Source organism: Flavobacterium aurantiibacter (genome assembly GCF_002251775.1).
GTDB lineage: Bacteria > Bacteroidota > Bacteroidia > Flavobacteriales > Flavobacteriaceae > Flavobacterium > Flavobacterium aurantiibacter.
In genome coordinates this window covers 1-17,768 of the sequence record NZ_NOXX01000217.1, presented here as the reverse complement: position 1 = coordinate 17,768, position 17,768 = coordinate 1, and the positions used below count along the sequence as shown (strand labels likewise).

Genomic DNA, 17,768 nt, shown 5'->3' with positions numbered 1-17,768 from the left:
ATAAGCTGGAAATTAATTTAATACAATTTTTGTCGTGTACTTAGACATTGCAATTAAAAAAATCCAAAAACAGCATTTCAACAATACGTTTAAGTTTCATTTTAATCCCTATTTAAACGCTTTTTTTTCAATGAAAAGGACAAAATTATAAGTAGAGAAGTAAAAAGCACCTGAAATGTTATATTGTGTTTAAAATCAGACGACCAAATAATATAACTAACTGTTCCTCCAGAAGAAATGCATATAAATGTGATGAACAAGAATACAAACTCAAAAAAACGTCTTCCCGAAAACAAAATGCCCAAAAAAAGGCTAAATAAAATAATCGAGATAGCAGATAAAATGACCTGTATAATTTCTAAAAACTGTTGCAAAAAACACAATCTTACTATAACAGGTAACGCAAAAATAAGCGCTAATATAGTGCCTGCTAAAAATTGAGATAACAATAATCTTTTTAGAGGCTCATAAGTACTGTAGATAAACGAAGCAGTTTTAAATTCTTGTTCTTTTGTAAATAAATCAGACCATCGATTCACTTGTAAATACCAAATTATGGGTAATCCGATAAATAAAGCGTCTTTAATTGGTATAAAAAACAAACCAATAAAACACCCTAAATTGAGTATCCAAAGACGAATTGTACCCTTTCGAATCAAAAGTAAAAATTCAGCATTAATTAAAGGGAATAATCGATAATCTGTATCGACTTTTTGCAAATTTTCAAAATAAATTTTCCGTTTAGATGTCTCTTCTTTATATAAATGTTTTACATGTTGCAGCTTTGGTAATACTCTTTTAGTTTTGATATCAAATCGGTGAAAATAAACTGAACTTATCTTGATAGTTACCAATGAAAAAATTATCCAAAATAATCGAGACAAGTAAAATTCGAAACTAAAATGGGAGCCTTTAAAAAGAAAATAATTTAAATTTGAATCTGCATTGTAATTTATTCCTACAGAAATTTCTTGAGTGTTTGAGATTATACTTTTCGGAATTGCTATAGAAATTTCATTCAATAGAAACTGAATACCTAAAGGGTCAACATAGTAAATAAAACTACCGCTTATAAAATTGGTAACTCCCAACAAACCAATGAACAATAACATGAAAATCAAATTCATTATGTTCGTTTTTTGAACAAATACAACTTCAAAAAAAATAGTTAAAGCTGACAAAACAAAAACACTGGGAAATGTTACAAAAAAATAAGGGCTAGCAAATTGGAAAAAATCAAAAGGATAATTTTCCACTCTGTAAAATGTTAGCCCCAACGCCAATAAGAATACGACAACAACAATTGTAGAAAATAAAAAAAAATGGCTAACCGCTTTGGCAAGTAAATATTGGAAATTGGTAATGGCTGAACTAGCTATTAGCTGTCCAACCCCAGTCTGTAAATCATTTCTAATACTATTATTAACCACATAAAATCCAAATAACCATAAAAAAAAACATGCCATAATTGCAGTAGAATGGCCTATCCATGCAGCATTGTTCAACCCCGTATAATCTCCAATGCGTATAGTGGTATAATGATCCTGAGGCAAGGGAACAAATTTATAAGCGGCAACTACACTGATAATTAGTAAAACAATAAAAGAATTACTCCTTACCCTTTGTAAAAAATCAGCATATAAGATACTAAAAAATTGATTCATTAGGTTTATCTTGAAAGATATAAAAATGCATCTTCAAGTGTAGGCTTACACAAAACAGCTTTAGATGGAGGTGAGTCGGAAACAAATCGAATAAGAGCTGTTTCTCTTTTTAGTAAGATACTTATCACTAAAAAATTCATCTTAAAAGAATAAATTTCCTCTTTTGAAATTTCAATTTCAAACACCTTATTGTCAACCACCTCTATAATATCCTCTTGACATCCTTTTCGTACCAATATCCCTTTTTTCATAATCATCACTTCATCTGCAATCAACTCTATATCTGAAATAATATGAGATGACAAAAGAATTATTCTATCATGAGAGAGTGCTGAAATAAGATTTCTAAACCGCACACGTTCTTCTGGATCAAGACCTACTGTAGGTTCATCAAAAATCAATATCTTAGGATCATTCAACAAAACTTGTGCAATGCCTAAGCGCTGTTTCATTCCTCCAGAATATGTATGAATAGAGCGATTAGACACTTCCAAAAGATGTACGCTTTCTAACAGTTGATTTATTCTTATATTTAAATTTCTACCACCAACTCCCTTTAAAGCAGCTATGTACTTTAAAAACTCAAATCCTGTCAAATTTGGATACACTCCAAAATCTTGAGGTAAATAACCCAATACCTTACGTATTCTATTTGGAGTATTTAAAATATCTTCCCCATCTAAAGTTATAGCTCCTGATGTCGGCTTTGAAACGGTAGCCAAAATGCGAAGAAGTGTCGATTTTCCTGCCCCATTGGACCCTAATAATCCGATAACACCATTCTTAATTGTTGTCGAAAAATCAACTAAACCTAATTTATCTTTAGTGTATTGCTTTGTTACATGACTAATCTTGAGTTGCATAAAAAAAGGTTGATATTTTTAAATTAGTTCTAAGAAATATAGGGAAACAAAAATAAAAAGTCAAGAAAGAACCGCATGATACAATTGTGTCACAAAAAAAATGTATAGTTCCATATATTTGTTAGTAGTAATTGTTAAACAACTATGAGCTTAAAACTGTCTTTTATTCTTTTGATATTAGCCCAAATTTGTTTTGCGCAAAAATATGATACCAATAAAATCTCAAAAAACAACATTGTCAACTTATTAGAATCAGAATTTGTTGGGTTTGAATATCATGGAGTTGTTTACTACGTTGAAAATGATTTGAAAAGTTTAATTGCTGTTGAAAAACAAACAAATAAAATTAAATGGAAAATTGATGTTATTTCAGCTTGTGGAATCCCTAGTGAAGGGAAACCTGAAATTAGATATCTAAAATTACATAAGAAAAATATTCATGTAATTTATGGCAAACATAACGAAGCTGTAATAGAAGCTGATGATGGTAGCTTGTTTTTGTGTGGTTCAGATTAAAACAACCACTTTTAACAGGAGCTTAGCCGCTATGGCTGTTATGTATAATGTTGACGTCTAGTTTACACGAAAAACGTTAATCCTTGTGAGAAAATAATCTTTTCGTTTTGACCATCTCAGTCAGCTAGCGTCGGAAGGGTAACAATCGAAAACAAAAATACGGTTTGCTTTGATAGTTTAAATTTCTACTTTCTGAGGGTAGATCTAAATTAAAAATTGATATACTACTGTTTTTAAAACAATTAACTCAATTTCAAAAAAAAACTGAATTATAAAAGACAATAGTAACTAAATATGATGTACCCAAAACAATTTTTTTTTATATTATTTTTTTTGGCTTTTAACATCCCGTCATTTTACGCACAAACCAGTAAAATAGATAGTTTAAAAGGTGTTGTTCTAAAAACGACAAGTGATACATCAATCACTAAACTCTATATCGCCATCGGTGCCGAATTTGAAAAAAGGAATACCGATTCAACGTTTGCTTACTATACTAAGGCATTAAATAAGGCAAAAAAAGAGAACCTACAATTAGAGATTGCAGATGCCGATATTGTCTTAGCTAAGTATTTTATCATGCATTTTAATGACTACAAAAAAGCTTATGTATATACTACTGACGCTAAAAATATTTTAGAAAAGCTCTTACAAAAAGAAAAGTCAAAAAAAGAAATCAAAAAAATTCAAGAAAAATTGATTAGCGTATATAGTGGATTAAGCATTTATTATTCCAATATAGGTAATAATGATATGTCAACTTTTTATACTAAAAAAGGTTTAAGGTTCGCTAAAATCATAAAGAATAGTAATCTTATTGCAAGATCTTACTATAATTTAGGCATTCAATCGCTTAACACAAACAACTTTTCAGCCGCATTAAATTGGTTCTTATTATCATTAAAAATAAGAGAAAAAAACGATAAAAAAAATCTTCATGAAGTATACATTGGCTTGGGGGATGTTTATTCTAACTTAAAAAAATATTCAAAAGCAGTAGAATATTACTCAAAAGTTTTTACGCTGCCAAATACAAACTATGATGCTAATGTTAGAAGTTATATCGCCACAGGAAACATTTATCTAAAACAAAATGAAACTGCAAAAGCATTAGCGTTTTTCACAAAAGCAGAAGTGTTGGTTGAAAAATATCATTTAAAAAGGTCTCAAGTGATGCTATACAATTCATTAGGCATCTATCATCAAATGATGGGTAATAATGATTTAGCACTTCAATATTTTTTTGACTTGCTCACAATTGGAGAACAAACTCAAAAAAAAGAAGTTATTGCAATTACAAAGCTCTCTATTGCTTCCATTTATGAGAAAAAAAATAACGATAAAATGGCCATTCAATTTGCCTCAAGCGCTTCTCAATTAGCAAAAGAAATTAGCAGATTTAATACCTATTGGGCATGTGAGCAATTGCTGAGTACTTTGTATGAAAAACAAAAACTACATCAGTTGGCACTACATCACTATAAAAAATTTATAACCACAAGAGACAGCATCGAAAATAAAATAAATACTGAAAAAATTGTTAAAGCTGAAATGAACTATGAATTTGAAAAGAAAGAATTAATTGCAAAAGCAAAACAAGACAAAGCAAGAGCCGTTGCGCTACAAGAGTTAAACAAGCAAAAATTAATACGAAACAGCATTGCAGGATTTTCATTATTAATAGTTATATTATCTATAATAACAGTTCTCAACTACAAAAAAAGAGCCAAAATTAGTAAAGCTCTAGCCCAAAAATCAGAAGAATTATACCAGCAAAAAGCAGTAGAACTGATCAAAAACGAACAAGTAAAATCGATGCGCAATTACATCAAAGGGGAGGAAAACGAGAGAAGTAGGATTGCCTCTGAGTTGCACGATGGCATAGGAGGTTCACTCTCGGCTATTAAACTAAAATTAAGTAAAATTGCTGAAGAAGATAAAAATGAACAAATAGATAAAGTTATAAAAAATGTAGATGTATTGTATCACGATGTGCGATCCATATCCCACAACTTGATTACTCCACAACTCAAAGATTCTATTTTTATTGAAGTCATCAATAATTTAGTCAACGACATCAAGGAGGCTACCAGCCTTGAAATTACATTAGAATATTTAGAGGAAGATAAAATAAACCTATTATCAGAAGAAATTCAAGTAACCGTTTATAGAATGATCCAAGAATTGCTTAAAAATTCTATCGCTCATTCTAATGGAACAAAAATCGAAATTAACGTAACTAAATTTGAGCATGAGTTAAATTTAGTAATTGAAGATAATGGAGCTGGATTTGACACTTCGAAAAAAAAATTAGGTATCGGATTGCGAAATTTAGAGGCTAGAACAAAAGCATTAGGAGGAAAACTTATTATAGACTCGGTTATTGGTAGAGGATCAGCTTTTAATATTACAATACCTTGTTGATTAGTAAAGAAAGAAAATGAAGAAAATAAACATTGCCATAGTAGATGATCATTCCCTTTTTTTAGAAGGGCTATCTTCAATTTTAAAGGATGTAGACAATTTCAAAATTCTAATCACTGCCTCTAGTGCAAAAGAGTTATTAAATCAACCCAATTTAGCAACTATTGATGTTTTAATTAGTGATATCAGTATGCCGGAAATGGATGGCATAGCGTTAAGCCAAATTATAAAAAAACAGTTTCCAACTATAAAAATCCTTATTTTATCAATGCACGAAGAAACTCAAATTATTAAAGCATTGATTAAAATGAAGATTGATGGCTATCTTTTTAAAAACGCTGATAAAGAATTGTTAGTTAGCGCAATAACAAGTGTTGCTCAAGGAAATCTTTTTTTTAGCGAGGCGATTAAAAATAAACTCATCTTTACAAATGAAGAGGAAGATGAGTCATCTACGAAATCCATTTTACCAAAACTATCATCTCGTGAAAAGGAAATTTTAGAGCTAATTGCAAAAGGATTAACCATCAACCAAATTGCAGATACGCTGTTTATAAGTCACCATACAGTAGTAAGTCACAAACAAAAACTTTTTTATAAGTTTAATGTAGATAAGATAACTAGTCTTGTTAAGAAAGCGCTAGATTTAGAAATCATCAATTAGAATTCTACCATCCCTTTTTTATATGATTTTTGAAAATCCATCAAAAAGGGGATGCTTTATTTGTTAGTTAAAAATTAATTTTGAGTGTGCTATTTCAACCTCATAATCAATTTGTTTGAAATCAAAAACGCAAAAAATAACTAACTAATAAAAAAATGAAAAAAAAATTACTCTTAGCATTTGGGTTCTTAACNCTATATTTGTCATAAATGTTGGTTGTTTTGCGACTTCAAGATACTGATTTTCAGTATCTTGACCAACATTTGGTCAATTTATTTTACTTCAAATAATTTCACCCAACGGGTTATTGTAAAAAGTGTATAATGCCATTCCGGTTAAAACTAAGATAATTAGGAAACAGTTAATCATGAAAATGAAAATTCCTTTGAAAAACGTAATGACACGCTCGGTTTTATAAAAGCGGTGGTGCGCTGGAAAAAAATAGTAGAAGGAGTAAAATAGCAGCCCTAAAACTATAATTGAATAGATAACTTCTACAGCTGTGTATCCTTCTAAGCCAGTGATAAGAAAAAACCAACTTAACAAATGTTCCAGCAGCAACATCAACAACAAAAACGAAAAATAATGCAGAGTAAATATGCCGTGATCGAAGTAATAATATTTCTTCTTGCTTTCGAAAATCCATAAAATAAAAGCAAACAAAGGCATGTAGATGAACAATACCTTCGGTAAATTGTGTTTGAAAGTTTCAAAAAATCGTTCTTGTAACTCTTTGCCGGTATATCTGTTGTTTAACTCGATCGACTTGCGCACGAACATCTGCTCAATAGCCGACGGCTTTTCTTTTTCAGACATCTCTTTGATTTTTTCATCATATTCTTCCAAGGTTTTGGCGTCATCTTGAAAAAAACCTACCGATATATCGTCGTCTTTTTTTCGAACTGACGCAATAAAATTTTTCAGACTGTCGGCTTCTTTCTTTCCAATTTTATTGTCCTTTGCCAAATCCGAAACCAAGTTGTGCGCGTTCTTTTTTGCCGTTTCAACATCAATTTTCCCAACTTTCGTCTGCTCATTCATGTTTACAGTTACGGCATCAGAATCCGCGGGCAGTAAATTAATCGACAAAAAAGTAACAAAACTTATGAAAATATACAATCGGATAGGAGCGAGGTACGACATCCGTTTTCCCGACAAATACTCCGAAGTGAGCGAGCCAGGTTTTGTGATTAGGTTTTTGATTGTTCGCCAGAAGGCATTTTCGTAGTGGGTAAGGTCTTCGAAAAAGTGAACAAATAAATGGTAAAAGTTTTTTCGGACCGACACATTCTCCTGGCCACAGTTCGGACAGAAGCAATTTTCAACCACATGCCGACAATTCAAACACGTTTTGTCGGTTCTTACAGGCGCTTTTGACATGGTTTGTTATAGATTGGTTGAAAGTTGTTAAATTTCGTCGCCTAAATTAATGCAAATGATAGAGAAAAGCGAGGCTGTTGACAAGTATATTGCTGCGCAGCCACAAGATCGACAGAACGATTTAAACGAATTGCGAGACACCTTAATTAAGAGTTTGCCTTCAGGTTTTGAAGAAACAATTGGTTACGGCATGCCGGCGTACGTGGTTCCGCACAGTATGTTTCCTCGCGGCTACCACTGCGATCCCAAACAACCGCTGCCTTTTGTAAGTTTCGCAAATCAGAAAAATTTTATCGCACTCTATCATATGGGCATTTACGTTAACACCGATTTATTGAATTGGTTTACAGAACAATATCCGCTACACAGTAAAAGAAAACTCGACATGGGTAAAAGTTGCATTCGATTTAAACCCGCAGAATTGCCAATAAAATTACTCGGCGAACTACTAAAACAAATGACTCCTAAAGACTGGATTCTCTTATACGAAGCAGCGCTCGAGCGAAGATAATTTTCTCAAAATCAGTTGCTAATTCTAAAAATAGTGTTAAATTAGCTATCCCCATTTCTACAAACATTAATGCTAAAATCAATTATTATGAAAGATTGGAGCGAAAAAATGTGTATTAGATTTTTGTGTTCCGCGGTAGCTATAATCTTCGGAACGCTGATGTTAGTGTGGCTTATGAAGTATTAATACACTACTCTAATTACGCTAAAACTGTTACGTTGGCATAAATTTACGATATGCCAACTTGACAGTTTTTTTATGCGTATTCATTAAATCTGACATTAAAATTACCGCATTTAAACAATGGCACAAAGATTGACTGCTGAAGGATGTCATTAAAATCAGATTAAAAATCTAAAAATTAAATAAGCAAAATGGGTAAAATCATTGGTATTGACTTAGGAACGACCAACTCATGTGTTGCCGTAATGGAAGGTAGTGAGGCTGTTGTAATTCCTAATTCAGAAGGAAAAAGAACAACACCTTCAATCATCGGTTTTGTAGATGGTGGTGAAATCAAAGTTGGCGATCCTGCTAAACGTCAGGCAGTTACAAACCCAACTAAAACCATCGCCTCAATCAAGCGTTTCATGGGAAGAAATTTCACCGAAACTTCTGATGAAGCAGGTAGAGTGCCTTACAAAGTAGTGAAAGGCGACAATAATACACCTCGTGTGGATATCGACGGTCGTTTGTACACCGCTCAAGAATTGTCGGCTATGACACTTCAAAAAATGAAAAAAACGGCAGAAGATTACTTAGGACAAACCGTATCTGAAGCTGTTATTACTGTACCCGCATACTTTAACGATGCACAGCGCCAAGCAACTAAAGAAGCTGGCGAAATCGCTGGACTTAAAGTAATGCGTATCATCAACGAACCTACTGCCGCAGCTCTTGCCTACGGTTTAGATAAAAAAGGAAAAGATCAAAAAATCGCTGTATACGACTTAGGTGGTGGTACATTCGATATCTCGATCTTGGAATTAGGAGACGGCGTTTTTGAAGTTCTTTCAACAAACGGTGATACACACTTAGGTGGAGACGATTTCGACCAAGCCATCATCGACTGGTTGGCAGATGAATTCAAAAGCGAAGAAGGTATCGACTTGCGTCAAGACCCAATGTCTCTTCAACGTATTAAAGAAGCAGCTGAAAAGGCAAAAATCGAATTATCTTCTTCTGCTGAAACTGAAATCAACTTGCCTTACGTAACCGCTACAGCAACCGGACCTAAGCACTTAGTTAAAAAACTTTCTCGTGCTCGTTTCGAACAATTAACCGATTCGTTGGTAAGACGTTCGATGGATCCTGTGGCAAAAGCGCTTAAAGATGCGGGCTTGTCAACTTCAGATATCGACGAAGTAATCTTGGTAGGTGGTTCTACACGTATGCCTAAAATTGCTGAAGAAGTTGAGAAATTCTTCGGAAAGAAAGCGTCTAAAGGCGTGAACCCTGACGAAGTAGTTGCTATCGGTGCTGCGATCCAAGGTGGTGTACTTTCTGGCGATGTGAAAGATGTATTGTTACTCGACGTAACACCGCTATCTCTTGGTATCGAAACAATGGGTGGTGTATTAACGAAATTAATCGAAGCAAACACAACGATCCCAACTAAAAAATCGCAAGTGTTCTCTACTGCGGCCGATTCTCAGCCATCTGTGGAAATCCACGTATTGCAAGGAGATCGCGCTATGGCAGCCGATAACAAAACCATCGGTCGTTTTCACTTAGACGGAATTCCACCAGCACCACGCGGTGTACCGCAAATCGAGGTAACTTTCGATATCGATGCAAATGGTATCATCAAAGTTTCTGCAACCGATAAAGGCACAGGTAAATCGCACGATATTCGTATCGAAGCTTCTTCTGGACTTACGCAAGAAGAAATTGAGCGCATGAAAAAAGATGCTGAAGCTAATGCCGAAGCCGATAGAATTGCACGCGAACGTGTTGAAAAATTAAACGAAGCCGATTCTATGGTTTTCCAAACGGAAAGTCAGTTGAAAGAACTTGGCGATAAGATTTCAGCCGACGATAAAGCGGAAATTGAAGCAGCTTTAACCGAATTGAAAGCAGCACATGCCGCTCAAGATTTGGCCGCTATCCAAGCCGGTTTAGACAAAATAAACGCCGCTTGGAAAAAAGCTACTGAAGCGATGTACGCACAAGGTCAGAACCCAGGTGCTCAACAAGCACAGGCTGAACCTACTGCAGAAACGCAAGGTGATAATGTTCAAGACGTCGACTACGAAGAAGTGAAATAATTTCTTTCGTACATAAACTAAAAGGTCGCCCGAATAAGGCGACCTTTTTTTATGATATCAATTCAAGCTTTAAACTCTTCTTGATGTAACCCGAAATGCTGTTTCTGTTAACGAAAAAAACTTCGATTCATTCTTTTTCTTAACGACGAAACAACGTTTATTTTCTTGAATTTAAGATGGCTTCGGCTGTAATTCTACCGCTCTGCATCGCACCGTTAATCGATCCTTGCGTCAGGTAATCACCGCAGTAATATACGCCAGCTTTCTGTTGGCTGCTAAAGCTACGTATCGGGTTCAAATTGGGTAGCGCTTCGTAAATTTCGTAGTATTTCACCAACTTCCAATCGCGAACCTGAGCGCCAAAAAGTAGTTGTAAATCGTTGGTAATTTGTTCGTTTGTCCAGCCCGTTCCGTTTGCCGAAACAGAAATTAACTGTTTGTTCGTACTGCTGTAATTGGGTGCCACGCAGCTCATTAAAACCACATTGTTTACGATTCGTTTAGCATTGGCATTCAACAAAACGTGTTTGCTCTCGAGCGGTAGTTGCTCTGCCTCAAAATAATAGTTCGAAACGCTGTGGTACAACACCGATTTCTCGTAATTAAACGCACAAACTACGGCATCAAAAGTACTGGTTTCGCCAACAGCTGTCGTAACCGAATGCGCATCGAAGGCCGTAACAGCGGTTTCTAAACGAATATTTTCTTTACCAATAAACTCCGCGAGTTGTTCCGGAATCGCGCCCATACCGTTTTTGGGAACGGCAGCGCCCGATTCGGCAAACATTTTAAATGTAAATCGCAACATGCGGTTATCCGTTTGTAAGTCGTTTTCCAAAAAAACACCCTGATAAAACGGTTTCCAAAAGTCGGCAATCATCGACGAACTAAAACCAAAATCTTTCAAGAACGCAAGTGCGGTGCGGGTATCGGCGCTGTTTAAAATGGTGTCAACGCTCGTTCGACTTAGTTGCAACTTCAATTTGAGCAACAGTACTTTGTCGCGTAAACTACCCGGACCTTTCAATACCGTTTGTATTAAAGCCGAAACGCCGTTCTCTGGATCGTAAAACGGAATTTTCTTCCCGTTTCTAAAAATCAACGATCCTTTGTCAAAACGCTGTAAGTCGAGCGCCTCGTAATTCAATACTTTTCTAGTTTCCGGATAGGCGGGAAGGAGTACTTGAAATCCACGGTCGCAGCGATATCCCGAAATAAGGTCTGTTTTCACTTTTCCACCAACCGAATCCGACGATTCGAATACGGTAACATCCGCTATGCCGTTTTTCTTTAAGTACCAGGCACAGGTTAAACCCGCCAAGCCGCCGCCAATTATAGCTACTTTCATTGTAAATAGTTACTTTAAATACTCTTGTCTTTGCAGTTGAAAATGAGTTTTTAAGGTTTTGCGTAGGGTAATCTTCCTACAGCCGACGCTCGAAAATATGCGTCTAAACCCTGACTTACCAAAACATCTGCATCCGACAAATGTACAAATCCGTCGGCACCTACTAAATCATCGGCAAGACGGATGTGCTGAATACTGCCCACCAACAAAACCGTTCCGTTTAATGGAATGGGTATGTGTGTTTCGAGTTTCATACCAATTTGCACGACTGCTTCTTGTACATACGGTGCATAGAAATCGTCGTGATATTCGGGAGTAAAACCTACTTGCTCAAATTCCGAAACGCCTTTGTCGTAGCGAGCCGAGGTTTGGTGTGCCGCTTTATAATGCGTTGCCGCTACATAGTTTAAGGTATAAAAAGTGGTGGCAAGCATGTTTTCTAGCGTATCGCGCGGCACGGTATGTGGCCTGCTTAGTAAACCCAACAAAGCCGGATTGGCGCCGAGATGAATAACCGAATTAAAAATAGCCAAATTTTCAGTGCCGCTTTCGCTTTTAGTTCCTACCAAAACGGCCTGTCTGAAACCGGCAAGCGAGTTGATGAAAGCCGTGCGGTAACGCGTTTCGAGTTGTTCAAGGGCAGCAGTATCTATTTTCATGTGATGTAGTATTAAATTGAATGACGTTTCCAGTCGACCGTAACGTTGGATCCGTTCGCAACGATAACCGAATCCGGTTTTTGTTCAGCAAGATATTCAAAATCAGATCCGTACATAGCTTTGAAATCGCACGAAATGTCGTAGTTCATTACGGGAAAAACCTGCCAACGCGGATGGTTTACGCGGTATTCCAAGGTTTTGGTGTCCGACACTTTAGTATAGCCGTAGTAGTGTTCAAAGATAAATTCTTCGATGCTGTTTTCACGCATGGCAACAGCGCTTGGGCTGCAATTTAGTTGCAAATGGTTCCAGTTGTTATTGGTTTTCCATTGGTAGCTCAGCGAGCGATTGTGGGCATTTGTCAAAATTTGATGTTTAGTAGGTATGGCGGTGTAATGTTCTTTGTACAATTTATTGGCAAGCCAGGCAACTGCTGGGTACGGAACGGTTTCGTTAATAAAAACCACGCCGCGTTTATAGCCGTTTTCTGTGCGGCGTTTAACGTAAAAACGCAGATTTATCTCTTCAAAAGTTCCGAGCAGTGGGATAGGAACCCCGAACAAGCGCGTGTTTCGAAACATAAAGCCAACCAAACTTACATAGGTTTTGCCTTCAAAAAAGTCGAGTTCAACGCCTTTTGGAAGGTAGGGTTGCAGGATTTGCGGATCAACGGCATAATTTGCCATGATTAGATCTTCCCATCGGGCCGACAAAAAAGTTTTAGGCATTTTAACGGTTGCTATATATTTTGATAATCAGCAGATTTCCAATTAGTTGTTTTTGAAAACCAAGTTGAATTTGTAGCGAGCAAGTTAGTGGTATTCAAGGGAACTTACCGCCATTTTAACCTTGCATTGGGCATTTTTCAAGTTGCGTTTGTGCCTGAGCTTGTTGAAGGCTGGTGCGATTTTTTGGTGGCTTGATNGGCTTGGCGTAGTGGCGGATTTTTAGCACAAAAGTTCAATCGAAGAACTGCACTTGAACCTACCACAAAACTGTCATACGAAGCACTGAACCCGCCATTACGCCAAACCGCTGTTAGCATCAGTTTTTATTGTCATTTGTTCTAATTGCTGATTTATAAATTATAAATTAACCACTTGCATATGTTTACTCTATCATATTTATTTAAGGTGTCTAATTCAATTAACATGTCTGGAATCAATGGTGCATTCATGTCCAAGTCATGATTAGGTCTCACAAAACAAGCAGAAGGTATGGATACAACAATACCTGAATTAGGAAGCTTTAAATAGCAATTTTCTCCAATGGCATTTGCTACATCACCGCTTGGTTGCCCAATTAATTTTGCAATTTTATTATCCTGAACAACTATCCCTGTGTAAATGGCTGAACTGAATGTTCCTGAACCAATTACGAAATAAACTTTATTTCTAAATTGATGACTTTGATGTTTAGGATATGTATATGATTCATTTTCATCAAATTTATAATAGATGTTACTAGGCGAATTCAAATAGTCTTTTACACCCATCTTTTTCAACGCAATGGAGCGCATATACCAAGGAAACATTTGTCTTATATTTTTTTTATATGATTCGCTCATCCACCATTTTTTCTCTGGTACTCGGTATTTTTTATCTGTTAAATGATTTAAAAGTGTATCTCCATAAACACTGTTTCCTCCACTATTATATCGCAGGTCAATGATCAAGTATTTGCATCTGTTTTCTAATTGCTTGAATACTGAATCCAGTTCGCGGCTGTACACAGCAATATCTTGGTATTCGTAACTATATAAATTCACATAAGCAATGCTGTCATTAAACCAATTAAACTCAAATCCTTTGTCTGATGAATTTTCTTTGATTGCCGAAGCACTTTCATTTCCATTTTTGTATGTGAGTGTGGTCGTCTGCTGTTTTTGCATGGTGTCTACGAAATCTATTTTGTAAGGCGGATGTATCTCATTTAAAAGCAAATACAGTCCGAAATGGTCAATGACTGATCTTTCCCTCCAGGCGCGTAATCCGCTGCATTGTTTCAGAAAAAGAGACATAAGACTGTCAACTGGCATGTCGTTAATTTCCATCAAACGTGCTCCTGTTAAGTTAGTCGGCTTTACGTTTGCTTCATCTACGATCAGAAAGTTGTTTGATAATCTGAGTTTTAATGACCACTCAGAACCATCGTACAATAAATTGGAGTTGTATTTCTTTTTAGGAAACGAAACCTCCAAATGAGCAATATTGAAGGAAACTAGCAAACTATTAATGTCAAAAAGAAACTTCGACTTGGATAACGTTTTATTTTTTAAAATTGCTTTGGAGATACTGTCGACCGCATGTTCAGGCCAGATGTAGTATTCTTTGGGCATGATATCCCTGAGATTAGTAAGTAGTATGGTTAAATCCTCGTTTAGCTGTTCCCGTGTTAAGGGTTGATTATCAATTTGAGTTGAAATTCTTTTGTTTACAATTTCTCTAAAGTTGAAGCAATCATTTAAAAATGCAAGCGATAATAGTATCAGTAACAAAAGCATGTATTTCTTTATTTTTTTCATGTGGTTTTGATTATTTCGTTGACTTTGTAGACTGAAAAAATTGCCGCTAACGTTTTGCGGATTGGCGAAGGGCGGGATTTTTAGCACAAATGTTCTTACGAAGCACGAAACCCCGCCTTTTGCCAAACCGCTGTTAGGTGCTGGCGTTCTTTCTGTCGTTGCTCTGTTGTCCATTGTTACTGCTGTCTTTGGTCATTGGCATGGTGGCTCTTTTGGATTTTTTAGCGTTGGTCTGTGCATTAAAAAAAAAATACAAATGTGCCACCAAATGCGTTGGCAATTTAAGCATTTTCAAATTCTCCGCAGTCAATTCTTATGTCTTGTGTTTCTAATTTTTGGTTGAGTAAACCACAAAAATGAGTTTTGTTTTTATTTGCATAGTGCTTGCAATTAAAACAAGTTCGTTGCACACTTATTATTTCAAGTTTGTTAAGTTGAATAATTAAACTTGAAATATTTTGCCACAATACCATTTTTTCTGTCTCGCTTGTCTTGGCGATAATTGTCGTCAACGGATTGGCAAAATTCTCTGTCTCGGCTACTATCTTTTTTCCTGCTGTCGTTAATTGTATTGTGTAGCTTCTTGTGTCGTTGCTGTCGGTAAATTTTTTAATTAGTTTTTTTTGCTCCAACACTTTTATAGCATCACTAATTGTCGGCTTTGTAAAATTAAATTCTTGTGCTAAATAACTAATTGTGGTTTTGTCTACCGAATGATGCTGAATAAAAATCAACAACTGAATTTGTATTGGACTTAAACTATGCTCTTTCGCCTTATTCCACAATAAAATGCGGAACACCTGCGAAAGGCGTTCAAGTCCTGCAACTATTTTGTTGTCGAGGTTTGCGTTTTGATTTTCTAAATTAAATACCGAGACGTTAGTTACAGTTTTGCATTTCAATAATATAATATCCTTTTTGTTGAATACTTAAAACCATTTCATCTGTTGCCTTTTCAATATGGCAAAAGCTACATTCTTTTGCAGTCAAGGGCTGATTTTCTTGATTTTTTGATTGTAAGTAATCCTTACCAAAGGTATAAATTATTTTTTCTTCTTTTATATGGTCGGGTGCAATAATGTCAAAATGCATTACGCTACCGTCTTTTTTTGTTATATAAGTGTCCCAAACTGCTACTTGCATAATTTTAAATTTTTGATTTGATGAATAAGAAAATGAATAGCCAGATTAGTCCTTTGATTAGAAAGAAGAAAAATCCAGCTATTCCAATTTTTTTGAAATATGGTTTCATATTTCGGATTTTTATCACTTAACCGAGTATGGTAATGAGAGATTTCCGCTTGCTACCGAATACACTTTGTAAACGCCAAGCATTGGTTTTGCTCCACCTTCGGAATGTGTGCCACCTTCGCCTGTATTCACCTCCATAAAACAAGTAACTGCATCGAATTTGAAGTCTGTTTTGTTGTTGATGCGATAATCAGGAACTACAACTTTAATTGAGTTTCCTTTTGTTGTTACGTTGAAACCAGGACTGTCCATATACATTGGCATATTCGGTGAAGTTTTAGGTAGCACAACGGTTTTGTCGTCCTTCTTAAATTCTTTTACTGCGAGTCCACCTGCCACTCTTTTGTCTTCGGTAAGAATTACCCAATGAGGATGCCAAACGATACCGTCATTGTCAAATTTTCCGTCTGTGTTTTCGTCCCAAAGTGGGCTGTCATCAAAGTCGGGATGAGATGTTAAAGCCAAAGCTACAATTCCATCTGTTAGGTTAAAGCCAACGTCAGTAGGTTTTAGCGTTGTAGGAAAAACGTAACCTAATACAGGTGCACCGTTCAATTGTCCAACAGGTTTTGGTGTTGTATTACCTGCAAGACTATCCACTTTTATTTCCCAAATAGTTACGCCCAAATCTTTATTGTGGGTTACTGATGTGGATTTGATTTTGAAATTACTGTTGTTGTAATTTCCACATTTGTCGCAAGCCTTAGCGTTTGTAAAAGCTAATGTTGCTATTGCAATTATTGCTACTATACTTTTCATTATGTATTTGTTTTAAGAGGTTAATTAAAATTCGTTTTTGTTGATGTATGGATAAGTCCAAAGTATGACAGTCAGCGTTACCGCTTTAAACCAAGCTGAATACATTGCTTCAACTGTTTCTGCATCGTGTCCTTTTTTAGCTAAAAAGCCTTTGATGGTTGCTGTGATTGGAAAAATAAATGCCACCATATAACGATAGTGAATGATTGGAACTGTGTCCACATCGTCAGTCTTATTTTTCTTGATGCTATGATGTCTCAAAGCAATTTCGTGTTGGTAATTCAACCAAATTTGGTCGTAAGGCTTGTTACACAAGTCCATTATCCATTGTCCAAACCTTGCCCGAACCGCAGTTAGGTAGTCCATATTTGGCTGTCCGTTTTTAGTGAAGTAATGCACCAAGTGTTCGTTACCGCCAACGAAACCATACCAAAGGTCAAGCACTTCGTTTGTTTGGTCTTTAAGCACTTCGCCCGCAAGGCGAAGGTTTTTTTCATCTTCTTCGCCAAACAATACTGTTTTTTTGAGAAGGTCTAAATCGGCAATGCTTAAAGGTGATTGCCCTACTTGCCCGTAGGCGTAACCTTTGATTTGTTCTGTCATTTTTTTAAATTTTATTTGTGAATGATTGCACAAAGTAAGTAAGGAATCCTAACTAAACAAATAAAATTGAAAATATTTTTAGTTCAGCGTCTAAGTCTGATGTCTAATGCTAAAATTTGTCAACAAAGCCTTGGTGAGGTTGGGCAAAATTAAATGTGCTGCAAAAGCGTTGGCTTGTGTGTCGGCTTGCAGCTCTTTTAATTTTGCGAAGGGTTGGCATTTTGTCACTCGTTTTATTGCTCGTTTGTTGTCGGTTGTGTCGTCAAATAGGGTTGCACCTAACGGTTTCGGGCTTGGCGTAGTGGCGGATTTTTAGCACAAAAGTTCAATCGAAG

At 35.8% G+C, this 17,768-nt stretch carries 16 protein-coding genes; 5 read left to right on the top strand and 11 right to left on the bottom strand.

What is annotated here, in order from left to right; all coding sequences use genetic code 11:
* Nucleotides 1-101: 101 nt before the first annotated feature.
* Both CHX27_RS12725 and CHX27_RS12720 read right to left on the bottom strand, forming a co-directional pair.
* Complete coding sequence (locus CHX27_RS12725; RefSeq protein ID WP_094487142.1) at nt 102-1,664, bottom strand: hypothetical protein; 1,563 nt, start codon at nt 1,662-1,664, stop codon at nt 102-104.
* A 5-nt stretch (nt 1,665-1,669) separates the two neighbouring features.
* Nucleotides 1,670-2,527, bottom strand: coding sequence for an ABC transporter ATP-binding protein (locus tag CHX27_RS12720; protein ID WP_094487141.1), 858 nt, complete (start codon nt 2,525-2,527; stop codon nt 1,670-1,672).
* Between the two features lie 144 nt (nt 2,528-2,671).
* On the opposite strand from CHX27_RS12720, the gene CHX27_RS12715 reads away from it, so the two are divergent.
* From CHX27_RS12715 to CHX27_RS12705, 3 genes are all read left to right on the top strand, one after another.
* Complete coding sequence (locus CHX27_RS12715) at nt 2,672-3,043, top strand: hypothetical protein (protein WP_094487140.1); 372 nt, start codon at nt 2,672-2,674, stop codon at nt 3,041-3,043.
* Between the two features lie 294 nt (nt 3,044-3,337).
* Complete coding sequence (locus CHX27_RS12710) at nt 3,338-5,467, top strand: ATP-binding protein (protein WP_094487139.1); 2,130 nt, start codon at nt 3,338-3,340, stop codon at nt 5,465-5,467.
* 16 nt (nt 5,468-5,483) lie between these two features.
* Nucleotides 5,484-6,131: a response regulator transcription factor gene (locus CHX27_RS12705; RefSeq protein ID WP_094487138.1), complete on the top strand. Its 648-nt coding sequence runs from the start codon at nt 5,484-5,486 to the stop codon at nt 6,129-6,131.
* A 282-nt stretch (nt 6,132-6,413) separates the two neighbouring features.
* Here CHX27_RS12705 and CHX27_RS12700 read toward each other — a convergent pair whose 3' ends face one another.
* Nucleotides 6,414-7,511: a DUF3667 domain-containing protein gene (locus CHX27_RS12700; protein ID WP_094487137.1), complete on the bottom strand. Its 1,098-nt coding sequence runs from the start codon at nt 7,509-7,511 to the stop codon at nt 6,414-6,416.
* A gap of 55 nt (nt 7,512-7,566) precedes the next feature.
* Between CHX27_RS12700 and CHX27_RS12695 the strand changes: the two genes are divergently transcribed.
* Both CHX27_RS12695 and dnaK read left to right on the top strand, forming a co-directional pair.
* Complete coding sequence (locus CHX27_RS12695; RefSeq protein WP_094487136.1) at nt 7,567-8,022, top strand: DUF1801 domain-containing protein; 456 nt, start codon at nt 7,567-7,569, stop codon at nt 8,020-8,022.
* 374 nt (nt 8,023-8,396) lie between these two features.
* Complete coding sequence (gene dnaK, locus CHX27_RS12690) at nt 8,397-10,289, top strand: molecular chaperone DnaK (RefSeq protein WP_094487135.1); 1,893 nt, start codon at nt 8,397-8,399, stop codon at nt 10,287-10,289.
* A gap of 157 nt (nt 10,290-10,446) precedes the next feature.
* Here dnaK and CHX27_RS12685 read toward each other — a convergent pair whose 3' ends face one another.
* From CHX27_RS12685 to CHX27_RS12650, 8 genes are all read right to left on the bottom strand, one after another.
* Complete coding sequence (locus CHX27_RS12685; RefSeq protein WP_094487134.1) at nt 10,447-11,637, bottom strand: NAD(P)/FAD-dependent oxidoreductase; 1,191 nt, start codon at nt 11,635-11,637, stop codon at nt 10,447-10,449.
* A gap of 50 nt (nt 11,638-11,687) precedes the next feature.
* Nucleotides 11,688-12,296 carry a flavin reductase family protein gene (locus CHX27_RS12680; protein WP_094487133.1) on the bottom strand — a complete coding sequence of 203 codons (609 nt, stop codon included), beginning with the start codon at nt 12,294-12,296 and terminating at the stop codon, nt 11,688-11,690.
* Nucleotides 12,297-12,307: 11 nt separating this feature from the next.
* Nucleotides 12,308-13,024: a YqjF family protein gene (locus CHX27_RS12675; protein WP_094487132.1), complete on the bottom strand. Its 717-nt coding sequence runs from the start codon at nt 13,022-13,024 to the stop codon at nt 12,308-12,310.
* 350 nt (nt 13,025-13,374) lie between these two features.
* Nucleotides 13,375-14,994, bottom strand: a complete 1,620-nt coding sequence (locus CHX27_RS12670; protein ID WP_094487131.1) for a S41 family peptidase — start codon at nt 14,992-14,994, stop codon at nt 13,375-13,377.
* 107 nt (nt 14,995-15,101) lie between these two features.
* Nucleotides 15,102-15,620 carry a MarR family winged helix-turn-helix transcriptional regulator gene (locus CHX27_RS12665; RefSeq protein ID WP_262494593.1) on the bottom strand — a complete coding sequence of 173 codons (519 nt, stop codon included), beginning with the start codon at nt 15,618-15,620 and terminating at the stop codon, nt 15,102-15,104.
* A 79-nt stretch (nt 15,621-15,699) separates the two neighbouring features.
* Nucleotides 15,700-15,963, bottom strand: coding sequence for a DUF2024 family protein (locus CHX27_RS12660; RefSeq protein ID WP_094487129.1), 264 nt, complete (start codon nt 15,961-15,963; stop codon nt 15,700-15,702).
* 123 nt (nt 15,964-16,086) lie between these two features.
* Nucleotides 16,087-16,830: a hypothetical protein gene (locus tag CHX27_RS12655; protein WP_094487128.1), complete on the bottom strand. Its 744-nt coding sequence runs from the start codon at nt 16,828-16,830 to the stop codon at nt 16,087-16,089.
* 24 nt (nt 16,831-16,854) lie between these two features.
* Complete coding sequence (locus tag CHX27_RS12650) at nt 16,855-17,433, bottom strand: protoglobin domain-containing protein (RefSeq protein WP_094487127.1); 579 nt, start codon at nt 17,431-17,433, stop codon at nt 16,855-16,857.
* Nucleotides 17,434-17,768: the final 335 nt, after the last annotated feature.